The organism is Kerstersia gyiorum, assembly GCF_004216755.1.
Classification (GTDB): Bacteria; Pseudomonadota; Gammaproteobacteria; order Burkholderiales; family Burkholderiaceae_B; genus Kerstersia; species Kerstersia gyiorum.
On the sequence record NZ_SGWZ01000001.1, the window covers coordinates 1,323,871 to 1,335,886 of the forward strand.

Below are 12,016 nucleotides of genomic sequence, written 5' to 3' on the forward strand. Positions count from 1 at the left end.
GCGGGAATTCCTTGTTTTTAGAGCGGGATCAGAAGGAGCGCTGTACGGACAGCGCAATGAAATCTCGGTCCTTCATGCTTTGCAGGTAGGACACGCTGTTATTGACCAGATACGGGCCGGACGGGCCGAAATAATGGTTGTAGTGGGCAGTGATCTGCCAGGTGTTCAGGTAATTCATGTTCAGGCCGATATTGATGTTGCCCACGTGGTTGCCGTAGAACGAATCCACCATGGACGAGTTACCGAACCCGATGCCCATGCCGATCGGCACGCCCACATCCAGGCCCGGCAGGACCTGGCGGTAGCGTGGTTCATAGGAAAAGCGGATGTTGACTGCGTCGCGGTCCGCGTTTGGATTGAGCGCCTGCGGGTTGTGGGTGATGCTCATGCGCCGGTTGAAGGCGATTTCTCCGGAGAAATCCGATTCGCGGGCGATGAAGTTCGGTCCGAAGCTGGCCAGCCAGGACATCTGGGCGTGCAAGGTCTTGCCGATGGCATAGAGTGCATTACCGTGGTTGTCGCCGCCGCCCGTGCTGTTGTCCTGCAGGTCGCTGGACAGCGGCATGTTGTCGCGCATCGAGACTTCCGCAGCGACGTTCCAGTCGCCGAAAGACCGGCTGGCGCTGGCGCCGAATGCGCGTATGCCTTCGTGGTAGGCCAATTGGTAGAGGCCGACAAGGCCGGTATGCGGGTCGATGCCGGCTGGGTCATAGAAACGGCCGTAGAGTTGCGGCGTCTTGGCGTGGTAACGGATGGCGTACAGGCCGAAATCGCTTTCGCCGACGCGCAAACGCAGTTGTACGCCGCCTTGCCCGCCATTGCTGGGTTTCATGTCGGGGCCGCGCACCAGCCCCATGGCGCCTCCGCCGGGAATCAGGGGGCCGCCCAGTAATAGACGCTCGGCGCCTGCGCCGATGATGTCGGAGGTCGAAAAGTAGCTGCCCGAGCCCGGCAACCGGGTTTCCTCCCAATGGAACTGGTAATAGGCGCCGACCGAAATGCGGGGGGTAATTTGCAGCTGCATGGATACCTGGGGCACGGGACGGATCAGTTCCTTGAACTGTGTGCCGGGCACGGACAGGCCTTTGACCGCATCTATCGGTGCCTGGCCGGCGGCGATGCCGTTATCGCCGAAGTACAGGCTTTCTCCCCAGAGCAGGGAGTGGCGGCCGGCGCGAAAGGAAAGTTTGGTGCTGCCGATTTCGGTGGAGCCGAAGGCAAAGGCATCGAGCAGTTCGGCCTTGCGGCCGTGCAGCTTCTCGGTGGCGCGGGTGAATTCGTAGTAGGGAACCGACAGCGCATTGGCGGTTGCCGGCGAGTGGTTGTCGTTGTCGCGGTTGTAAATGCTGTCGTACCAGGCAGCGCCGGAAACCCGTACGCCAAAGCGCTGGTAGACGATATCCAGTTCGGACAACAGGTCGAAGCGCTGGGAAATGAAGCCACGCCCCAGGTTACGGTCGCCATCGTCGCCATTGACTGTATCCGGGCCGTCGACCAGCGTGGCCGAGGGATGGCGCAGCCGCACGCCGGTGCTGTACTTCAGGGTGTTGTCCCAGCGTATGCGTACGTCGGGATTGCTCGTGCCGATCTCGGCTGCCTGTGCGGGCGTGCTCATCAGCCCCGCCGCCATCATGCCTGCCAGTGGCCAGTAGGAAAGTCTGGGCATGGTCGTGGTTCCTCTTGGATGGATTGGAAATGCTCGCTTCGGCGTGCCGGCAGCCGCCGGTAGGCCTGCCAGCGCAACCAAGTATGGGAGGCGCGACCAGGGCGGTCATCTTGCAAACGGTAGATAGGGTGGATACCTAATGGTTAACGTCCATGCGGCAGAACAGGCCGGTTCCAGGGCAGCGCCAGGACGTGCGGCGGCATGGCCGGGCACCCTGGACGGGAACGGCAGGCAGGGAATGGGGGGGCTAAAGGCGGAGAGCAGGCAGAGAAAAAATCAGGGGAAGGCGAGAAAGGTAGGGGTGTGGCCACGAGCACTGACGGTGGAGGTTCTGGTTTCCTTTAGGTTGCCCTTAGAGTCACCCTGCGGCTGTCCTCGGACAGCCGCAGGTCGGCGGCAGAATCAGGCGTCGGGTTCCATGTGCTGGCCCAGTACCGCCAGGTGCGCAGCTGCCGAATTCAGGACGCGTCGTACCAGGTCTGCCTGGCGTCGCGCACCGGACTTCACCAGTACCTGGTTGAGCTGGTAGCGCGCTGTGCCGACGGTGACACCTCGTTTCTGAGCATATTGCTCGACCGTCATGCCGGCGACCAGTGCACTGGCAAGCTGGGCCTCGGCTTCGGTCAGATCAAAGAGCGCACGCAGTGCGTCTGGCGGGACCTGGCCTGTCTGGTCTTCCGTGGCAATGGAAATCAGCAGGTAGGAAGCCGACGATTCATGCGCTGGCGTGACAGGTTGCAAGGCCAGCTGCAGCCTGCCCTGGAGGGTCTCCAGCGCCAGGTAGGTGGCGCTGTCACGCTGCAGGGCTTCCTGGCAGGCTTCGGCCAGGCGCTTCTGGGTGCCTGGCAGTCCTGCGCGCAATTCACCGTTGCGTACTTGCAGGCCGGCGCCACGGTACAACAGCGTCTTGGCCTGCCGGTTGAGCCATTGCACCTGTCCTTGCGTATCGCACAGTACGAGCGCACAGGGCCAGCGCTCCAGGTGACCATCCACCAGGGTCGCGGCAAAGCGGCCCTGGGTCATGGTTTCTGACAGCTGGGTGGCCTGTACGAAATGGGGCAGCAGGGCGCTCAGCATCTGCCGCTGGGCTTCCGAATACTCATGCGGGTCTTCCGGCTCGCGAAACAGGGCGACCGTGAAATAGCGGTCTGTATCCAACGGGGCGATGGCACCGATGAAACGCCCCAGGCCGATGTCGGCAAAGCGCCGCTGCAATTGTGCGCGGGCGCTGTATTCGGAAGGCGCGAACAGCGTGTCGTCACTGCCCAGGCCGTCCGTGCCGGAACGCTGGCGCAGCCGGCGTGCCTCCAGGCGCGGGTTGTGGTCGTCGGCAATGGCGGCCTGATAGCTATCGCTGTCGAAGCGTGAGTTGTACGACATCCAATACGGCACAGCGCGCTGGTCATCGAAGGAGACGCAGTAGACGGCTGCTGCCTTGGCTCCCAGTTCGTCGCACAGCAAGTCCAGGGCCTGGGTCCAGCACTCCGTGCGGGTACAGGAGCCGTACAGGTTGAACAACAGCGGAGCGAGAGTGGAAGCGGTGTTCATGGAAAGCGGTTACGACAGCTGAGATTACTTTAATTCTCAAGAAACAGACCTTTATGGTCACTTGAGGATTACCCCTATGGTTGGCACGCACGCGCCGCCGCGTCCTGGCCTGGCGGCATTTGGGCATAAACCCTATCTATTGTTTTGCAGATGACGCAGGCATGGACCGTCCGGATACTGCGGGCAGCGGTCAGGGAAGGTGTGGTTCACCTCCCGGCCTTTGCAACAGCAGGCGCAAACCCGGATTTGCGCGGGTAGGGGAAGCAAACATGGCGTCAGTTCAGCAAGGACCGGCCAGACAGCCGGGCAGTCAGGCAGTGGTGGCGGGGATACCTGGATCTCACTGCCAGGTTTTGAGTGGCGCGCCACTACGTGAGCGCCTACGTGCTCACCGCTTGCCGGCCGCCGGGCTGCCGGCCGCCGGGCTGGCAGGTGTCGGGTTGGCAGGTGTTGGGTTGTATATGGCCGCCCTGTGCATGCCGGCCGGGGCGGCGGGAGTGTTGCCGGGGTCCGGTGCGCGGCCTGCGGGGGTGTTGGCGGCAACTGGCATGCTGGCTGGCGGGCAGGATGCCCGTGCCGGGCAGCCGGTTGCACCGGCCTTGCGCCGAGAGGCGCTGGTGACGCCCCGGGCCGGGCACGCGGTATTGCAGGCGGCTGCGCGTGCCGGGCAGCGGCTGGTTGCAGTTGGGGAAAGGGGCGTACTGCTGGTATCCGAGGACGAAGGCGGGCATTGGCGCCAGATAGTGTTGCCGACCAGCGTGGCCCTGACAGCGGTGAGCTTTGCCGATGCCCGTCACGGCTGGGTGGCTGGGCATGGCGGCAGCATACTGGCCAGCCAGGATGGTGGCCTGCACTGGACGCGCCAGCTTGATGGCGCACAGGCCGCGCGCATGCTGCTGGAGCATGCACAGGGCAGCGGGTCGCCACCTGCCATTGCCGAAGCTCGGCGCCTGGTGGAAGAGGGCGCCGACAAGCCGTTTCTCGACATCCTGTTCACCGATACCCGCCATGGCTGGGCCGTGGGTGCTTACAACCTGGCATTTCGCACGGCGGATGGCGGCGCCAGCTGGGAACCGGTGTCGGCGCGCTTGCCCAATCCTGGCGCACTGCACCTGTATGCGGTGCGTGTGCTGGGCCAGACCGTGCTGATCGCTGGCGAGCAGGGGCTGGTCATGGTATCGCACGATGAGGGGCGCAGTTTCCAGCGCCTGAGTGTGCCGTATGCCGGCAGCTGGTTTGCCGCGGAGTTGTTGGGGCCGCAGGATTTCCTGGTAGCGGGCCTGCGCGGCAATGTCTGGCGCAGTCAGGATGGCGGTATGAGCTGGGGGCAGGTTCGGGGCGGGCCGCCGGTGAATATCACCGCTTCGACGCGCGACGCCAGCGGCAAGGTGCTGTTGGCCAACCAGATGGGTATGGTGCTGATGCTGGAAGACGGCAGCCTGCACCCGGTCGCCGAGCATTTGCCGGCGCTCAATGGCCTGCTGGCATTGGCGCCGGGCCGCTGCCTGGGCCTGAGCTTCACCGGAGCGCTGGCCGTGCCCTGCAAGGTGGAAACAGGGAGCGCGTCATGAGTCTGCCCAACGCCTGCCTGACGCCGGGAAACCTGGTGGCTAGACTGGAAGATTTCGATCCGCGTTCCGGGTCGTTGCTGGAGCGTTTGCTGTTCAATCACCGCCGCTGGGTGGTGCTGCTTTGCCTGCTGGTGACCTGTTTCATGGGATGGCAGATCACACATTTGCAGGTTAATGCCAGTTTCGAGAAAACCATCCCGGCGCATCATCCCTATATCGTCAATTTCGCCGCGCACCAGGACGATCTCGCTGGCCTGGGCAATGTGGTGCGCATCGTGGTGGCCAACCCGCAAGGCAGCATTTACGACCGCGAGTATCTCGACACCTTGCGCGAGCTGAGCGACGAAGTGTTCCTGTTGCCTGGGGTCAACCGTTCGCAGATGAAGTCGCTCTGGACCCCGACGACACGCTGGACCGGCGTGACCGAAGAAGGCCTGGAAGGCGGGCCGGTGATTCCTGACCAATATGATGGCGGCCCGCAGAGCCTGCAGCAGCTGGCCACCAATATCGGCCGCTCGGGTGAAATCGGGCAGCTTGTGGCGTTCGATGCCCGTTCTTCGGTCATCTTCGTGCCCTTGCTGGCTCAAGCGAGGGGACAGGCGCTGGATTACGGGGCGTTGGCCGCCAGCCTGGAAGCATTGCGGGACAAGTACGAACAGCGGGGCGTAACGCTGCATATCGTTGGTTTTGCAAAAATCGTGGGCGACCTGATTGACGGCGTGCATGACGTGCTGGCCTTTTTCATGCTGGCCCTGGCCATCGCGGCGCTTATGGTGTTCTGGTACACCCGCTGCGTGCGTTCCACGCTGCTGGTTGTGCTGGTGTCGCTGGTGGCGGTCGTGTGGCAATTGGGTACGCTGCCGCTGCTCGGGTATGTGCTCGACCCGTACTCCATCCTGGTGCCTTTCCTGGTATTCGCGATAGGCATGAGCCATGGCGCCCAGAAGATGAACGGCATCATGCAGGATGTCGGGCGCGGTGTGCACAAACTGCTGGCGGCGCGCTATACCTTTCGGCGCCTGTTCATGGCGGGACTGACGGCATTGCTTGCCGACGCCGTCGGGTTTGCGGTATTGCTGGCGATCGACATCCAGGCGATCCGCGAACTGGCGATTGCCGCCAGCCTGGGGGTGGCGATGCTGATTGTCACCAATCTGGTGCTGTTGCCTATTTTGCTCAGCTATACCGGTGTGAGTGCGCGCGCGGCGCGTCGCAGCCTGATGGCTGATCAGGCCGCAGCGACAGGGCGTGGCCAGCGGCTGTGGAATGCGCTGGCCGATTTCACCCAGCCGCGCCGGGCGGGGGCGGCCGTGCTGCTGGCCGTGCTGCTGGGCGGAGCGGGTTTCTACGCCAGCACACGCCTGCAGATCGGCGATCTGGACCAGGGCGCGCCCGAACTGCGTGCCGATAGCCGCTACAACCGGGACGTAGCCTATATGGGGCAGGCGTATGGCGCGAGCACCGATGTGCTGGCGGTCATGGTCGAAACGCCTGAGGGCGAGTGCGCGCGCTATGAAACCCTGAACCGCATCGACGCGCTGGAATGGGAATTGCAGCGCCTGGAGGGCGTGGAGGCCACCAGTACGCTGGCGCAATTGACACGCCGGGCAGTCATGGGTCTGAACGAAGGGAACCCCAGGTGGTATGAATTCATTCCCAACCAGGGCATTCTGAACTCCGTCACTGGCGCCTCGCCGCGCGGCCTTTACAACGAGGCTTGCAGCCTGCTGACGCTGTATGTCTATCTGCAGGATCACAAGGCAGCCACCTTGATGCGCGTGACGCAGCATATCGAGGCCTTCGCCCGCGTCAATGACAGCGAACATGCGCGCTTCCTGCTGGCGGCCGGCAGTGCCGGCATTGAAGCCGCCACCAACGAAGTCGTGAGCGATGCCTGGCGGCGCATGTTGTTCATGGTGTATGGCGCAGTGGTGCTGCTGTGCTTCCTGACGTTCCGCAACTGGCGCGCGGTGGTAGTGGCTGTGTTGCCGCTGGTGCTGACTTCACTGCTGGCCGAGGCTGTCATGGTGTTGCTGGGCATAGGCGTGAAGGTGTCCACGCTGCCTGTCATTGCGCTGGGCGTCGGCATAGGCGTCGATTACGCGCTTTACATCCTGTCGGCCATGCTGGCCAACCTGCGCCAGGGCATGGCCTTGCGCGAGGCTTATCGCGGGGCGCTGCTGTTTACCGGCAAGGTGGTGATGCTGACGGGCTTCACGCTGTCGGCGGGGGTCGCCACCTGGATATTCAGCCCCATCAAATTCCAGGCCGATATGGGGCTGCTGCTGGCATTCATGTTCCTGTGGAACATGCTCGGCGCGCTCGTGCTGCTGCCGGCGCTGGCCTATTTCCTGTTTCCCCGCGCCTTCCGTTCCGGACGTGCGCCCGAACCGGCGCAGGCGTCCACGCTGCCGCCGGCGCCTTCCCATTGACCGTGGATGTTTCTTCCCGGCGGCGTTGCCATCGGGAGAGACGAACCAGAAAGAGAGAGGAGTACAGAGATGACCCAAACGCATGACAAAGTGGCTGCCGCTTTCGGCATCACCCATACGCCCGGCCTGGGCAACCTGATGGACCGGCCCAGCCGCGAACAGATCGGCCGTATCCTGGCAGGGTTCGAGGTAGTGAAACAGCAGGTGAGCGCTGCGCGTCCGGACGTGATGATCGCCTTTGTGAACGACCACTTCGACATGTTCACACGGCGAGGCATGCCGGCATTTGCGGTCGGGGCCGGTGCGACCCACTGGGGGCCGACGCCGGAAACCGAAGCCTGGATACAGATGCAGCGCGGCCCGGTGCCGGGCCATCCGGAAGTGGCTAATGCGATCTACCAGGGCCTGATGGAGCAGGGCATAGAGCCTTTCCTGTTCGATGAAGCCGAATTCGTGCATAACGTCCTGATTCCGAAGAAATATCTTTGGCCAGACCTGGACATTCCCGTTGTGCCGATCTACGTCAACTGCTTCCTGCCGCCGCTGCCGAGCTGGCGCCGGGTCTATGAGCTGGGCGCTGCCGTGCGTCGAGTGGTTGATGGCCGGGGGGAACGCGTGGCGTTCATGGCCAGTGGTGGTATTTCCCACTGGCCGCCCATCACGACCAATGACATGAGCGCCGACGACCCGCTGGTGCCGCGCCTGGAACAATTGCACCTGCTGGGCCGCGATGCCTTGCGCCTGGACCCTGCGCTGCCCATGGCGCTGCTGGAACGCGAGCACCAGATGGTGGCTTCTGGCCGGCCGCTCATCAATGTGGAATGGGATCGCATGATCCTTGAAAAGCTGGCGGCCGGCGATGTGGCTTACTTCAGCAGCCTGACGCACGAAGCTGCGCGTGCCGAGGGGGGCGACGGCGGCCTGGAAATGATGTTGTGGGTTGCCCTGATGGGCGCCATGCGCGCCGAACCGGCAGACATCGTGCTCTACGAGGCGGTGGAGGAGTGGATGGGAGGCGTGGGTCTGATCAGCTATGGACGGGCCTTGCGTCAGGGATGACGGATGGGCCGGACGGCGGCCTGTCGTCCAGCGCAGCAGCGACCCTCAATATGCCCGTGCAGGCACGGGCCTCCAGGAGTGAGACATGAGCATGAAAGCAATCATCAGTGGTGGCGGCATCGGCGGGCTGACCACGGCAACAGCGCTGGCGCAGCGCGGTTGGGACGTCACGGTATACGAATCCAACCCGGTCTTGCGCGTGACGGGTTCCGGCATCTACCTTTGGACCAATGGCCTCAAGGTACTGCGCGACATCGGTGCCTACGAACGCACCCTGCGCGATCCGTTCTGGTCCCTGGGGGTGGAGAACCGTAACCAGGACAATGAAATGATGACCCCGGCCTTCGTGCCGCCGGGGCTGGACATCCTGTGCGTGGCGCGCACCGATCTTCTGGCGGGGCTGGAAGAAGCCGCGCGCCGCTCGGGCGTGCGCATCGTCACCCATGCGCAGGTCGTGGGTGCGCGCGCTGATGGCAGCCTGGCCTTTGCCAATGGCGACCGGGTCCGGGCCGACCTGGTGGTGGGCTGTGACGGGGCCGGCTCCCCGGTGCGCCGCTCGCTGGGACTGGAAACCTCGTTCCTGCGTTCACCTGAAGGAGCACTGCGCACCATCGTCAAGGCGAAACAGGAGGACCTGGACCCGGCGGATCGAGGCCGCTGCTTCGAGAACTGGAATGGCAGGCGGCGCCTGCTGGTGACGCCCATCAACAGCGAGGAAATCTATCTGGCGCTGACATGCCCGGAGCGCGACGACGAAGCGCGTGACCCGGCTGTTCTTGATTGCTGGCGCACGGACTTCCCGCACTGGCGCTTTCTGCTCGACCGCATCGACGCCGAAGTGCTGTGGAATGTCTATGCCATCGTCAAGTGCGACACCTGGTCGGCAGGCCGCGCCTGCATTCTGGGCGATGCGGCGCATGCCCAGCCACCCAACTTCGGGCAGGGCGGCGGCATGGCCATGCAGAATGGCATGGCACTGGCCGCCTACATGGCAAACGTCATGGACAGGCGCGACATCCCGGACGCGCTCAAGGCCTGGGAGGCGGAGGTACGTCCCTTGACGGACGAATGCCAGTATTGGTCCTGCATGTGGGGAGAGCTGGTTTCCCTGCCCAATGAAGAACGCACGCGCCTGCTGCGCAGCGTGTCCAGCAATGCCTGGCTGGGCGGAAAAATCTGTGGGCCCGGCATGTCCGAACCCATCGTGCGTACGGACTGGGCGCCCGCGCCCTGGCCGGGCAGGCGCGTGGCGGCTTGAGACAGCGCAGGAGACAGGCCGCTGCGAAGCCGCCACGGTTGCGCGTTGAGGTGCAGCCATTCAACCAACCATTGAGGAGTACGAGATGCCTTTTGATCAGTTACCTGAGCGTCCCCCCATGCATTTTCCGGCAGCCGATGCCTATTCCGACGCTGTGCTGGCGCGCTCGCGGGCTGCAGCGGCATTGCCCGGCGTCCGCCTGAGCGCAGACCGTGCCTATGGCAGCCACCCTGACCAGCGGCTGGACATCTATGCGCCGGCAGGCGAGCGCACCGGCCTGCCCGTATTGGTATTTGTGCATGGCGGCGCCTGGGTCGGCGGTTACAAGGAATGGGCGGGATTCATGGCACCCGCGCTGTTGCCACAGCCGGCCATCCTGGTATCGGTGGAATATCGCCTGGCGCCTGAACATGTCTATCCGGCTGCCGTTCAGGATGTCGCAGCGGCCCTGAAATGGGTGCAACAGCACATCGCGGAATTCGGCGGCGATCCCGGCCGCATCCTGTTGTCCGGGCATTCGGCCGGCGCACACCTGGCGAGCCTGGTGGCGCTGGACCCACGCTGGCTGGCAGCCGAAGGGTTGGGGGTCGATTGCATCCGTGGCGTGTTGCCGATCAGCGGGCTCTACGACTTGCAGTATGACACCAGCGACGAGCGCAACCGCTTCGCCGCTGCCATCTGTGCGGCCTTCGTTCCCGAGTCGGCCGACCTGCCTGCGGCCAGCCCGCTGTCGCACGTCAGTCCGAGGGCGGCGCCATTTCACATCACCGCAGGCCAGCATGACCTGGGCAATCTCGCCAGCGAGGCCGTCATGCTGTGCGCCAGGTTGCAGGCCGCCGGTGTGCCAGCCACCATCAATATTCTGCCCGGCCATGATCATTTCGATGCCCACGCCCGCTGCGTCGACCCTGGTCATGTCTGGTTGGCCTACGCCAGGGAGATGCTGGGACGGGTTTAAGAGTGCAGGCTGGACGAAAAAAAAACCAACCGGAAACCGGTTGGTTTTTCTGGGAAGTGGTGGAGCCGGCGGGAATTGAACCCGCGTCCGCAAGCCCTCCGCAGGCAGTTCTACATGTGTAGTCGATAAATTTTAAGTTTTAACCTTGGATCATGCCTATCGACAGGCCCTTCCTTGGCGATTCACTGGATTTAAGATCTGGCTTCGTGACCCAGACAGACCCGATTCTTTGTAGATGACGCTGCTCCAGGTTTTACCCTGGCTGACCCAAAGACAAATCAGTGCAGCGGCTCACCGCTTAAGCGGCCAGAGCGAAACGCTCGTCGTTGGCGTTTGTAGTTTTCCAGTGGATTTACGAGCGAACTGGTGCTCGACATGCCCTGCTCTGTTTCATGACCCACGTCGAATCCGGATCGGCCCCAGAGGTAGTTAATTCTACGCGTACATGCTGGCTAATGCCAGCATTATGTTTCAAACAGGTGTCTCCCGTGCGCAACCGCATGGCACCAGCCTCTGTGGCGTCATGACTGTGCTGCCGGCGCCTTGCTGTCCGGCGCGCCTGGGCGGTTGCGCCAGCGGCGCGGCTTGAGCTCGCTCACAATGATGCCCAGTACGACCAGGCTGCCGCCCAGCAGCGCCAGCGCAGGCAGGCGTTCGCCGGCAATGCGGCCGATCAGCCCGGCCCATACCGGTTCGCCAGCATAGATGATGGCCGCCCTGGCGGGATCGACGAAGCGCTGCGCCCAGTTCATGACCAGCTGGATCAGGGCGCTGGCCAACCCCAGGCCGCCCGCGCACAGGAGCAGCGTCCAGGAGAACGGCGGGATGCGGGTTTCTCCGGCAAGCGGCATGAGGGCGAACGCCGTGACGGAGGCCGTGGCCAGTTGCACGACCACTACGCGGCGCAGGTTCACGCTCCTGGAGAAATGGCTGATGAGCACGATTTCAACTGCCACCGCAAAGGCGCAGAAAATGGTCAGCCATTGGCCTTGGTTCAGGGTAATGGCGCCCGTGTTGTTGCCGGTCAGCAACAGCAGGCCGCTGAAGGCCAGCAGGATGCCCAGCCAGGTCATGAGGCGTGGCGCTTTGCGCAATAGCAGCCATTGCAGCAACAGTACCAGGGGCATGTAGAGCGCGGTCAGGAAGGCGGATTCGCTGCTGGTGATGGTTTGCAGGCCCAGGGTCTGGGCGCCATATCCCAGCGTGATGGAAATGCCGATGACGACGCCGGCCCGGATGTCGCGCCAAGTCATGCCGCGCAGCGCGTTCAGGGAAATCAGCCCGACGGCCAGGGTGGCGGCGGCAAAGCGGCAGCCGACGAAGAACATCGGGGTGCTGCTGCCCAGGGCGTACTGGACGGCCAGGAACGTGCCGCCCCAGATCATAGTGATGAACACCAGGGCCAGTTGCGGCGCGAGCGCAACGGCACGGCTGGGCCGGGAAACGGCGGAGCGAGGCATGGTGAGGGTGGCGCGCAGGCGCGTTTGGTAAGAGGAGGCTTGGAGGGAATAAGCCCCGGCGCGG

At 63.7% G+C, this 12,016-nt stretch carries 8 protein-coding genes and 1 other RNA gene; 5 read left to right on the forward strand and 4 right to left on the reverse strand.

The annotated features are described in order from the left end of the window. Positions 1-28: 28 nt before the first annotated feature. Together EV679_RS05855 and EV679_RS05860 are read right to left on the reverse strand one after the other, a co-directional pair. On the reverse strand, positions 29-1,666 hold the full coding sequence (locus EV679_RS05855) for a DUF1302 domain-containing protein (RefSeq protein ID WP_130486682.1): 1,638 nt from the start codon (positions 1,664-1,666) through the stop codon (positions 29-31). A gap of 402 nt (positions 1,667-2,068) precedes the next feature. Then, the gene (locus tag EV679_RS05860; RefSeq protein ID WP_130486683.1) at positions 2,069-3,214 is read right to left on the reverse strand and encodes a helix-turn-helix transcriptional regulator; all 1,146 of its coding nucleotides are present in this window, start codon (positions 3,212-3,214) and stop codon (positions 2,069-2,071) included. A 530-nt stretch (positions 3,215-3,744) separates the two neighbouring features. On the opposite strand from EV679_RS05860, the gene EV679_RS05865 reads away from it, so the two are divergent. The 5 genes from EV679_RS05865 to EV679_RS05885 all read left to right on the forward strand — a co-directional run bounded on the left by EV679_RS05865 (position 3,745) and on the right by EV679_RS05885 (position 10,492). Continuing rightward, on the forward strand, positions 3,745-4,785 hold the full coding sequence (locus tag EV679_RS05865; RefSeq protein WP_165389961.1) for a WD40/YVTN/BNR-like repeat-containing protein: 1,041 nt from the start codon (positions 3,745-3,747) through the stop codon (positions 4,783-4,785). Further along, a complete protein-coding gene (locus EV679_RS05870; protein ID WP_130486685.1) occupies positions 4,782-7,217 on the forward strand; it encodes an efflux RND transporter permease subunit in 2,436 nt (811 codons plus the stop codon). Before EV679_RS05865 ends, EV679_RS05870 begins: the two co-directional genes overlap by 4 nt. 69 nt (positions 7,218-7,286) lie before the next feature. Beyond that, positions 7,287-8,276: a DODA-type extradiol aromatic ring-opening family dioxygenase gene (locus tag EV679_RS05875; RefSeq protein ID WP_068366289.1), complete on the forward strand. Its 990-nt coding sequence runs from the start codon at positions 7,287-7,289 to the stop codon at positions 8,274-8,276. An 85-nt stretch (positions 8,277-8,361) separates the two neighbouring features. Next, positions 8,362-9,534 (forward strand): FAD-dependent oxidoreductase, encoded by a 1,173-nt coding sequence (locus EV679_RS05880; RefSeq protein ID WP_242611426.1) that lies wholly within the window; start codon positions 8,362-8,364, stop codon positions 9,532-9,534. Positions 9,535-9,619: 85 nt separating this feature from the next. Then, on the forward strand, positions 9,620-10,492 hold the full coding sequence (locus tag EV679_RS05885) for an alpha/beta hydrolase (RefSeq protein WP_130486686.1): 873 nt from the start codon (positions 9,620-9,622) through the stop codon (positions 10,490-10,492). Positions 10,493-10,549: 57 nt separating this feature from the next. Here the strand turns inward: EV679_RS05885 and ssrA are convergent. Continuing rightward, positions 10,550-10,913, reverse strand: a transfer-messenger RNA (tmRNA) gene (gene ssrA / locus EV679_RS05890). A gap of 100 nt (positions 10,914-11,013) precedes the next feature. Further along, the gene (locus EV679_RS05895; RefSeq protein ID WP_068366284.1) at positions 11,014-11,952 is read right to left on the reverse strand and encodes a DMT family transporter; all 939 of its coding nucleotides are present in this window, start codon (positions 11,950-11,952) and stop codon (positions 11,014-11,016) included. Positions 11,953-12,016 lie beyond the last annotated feature (64 nt).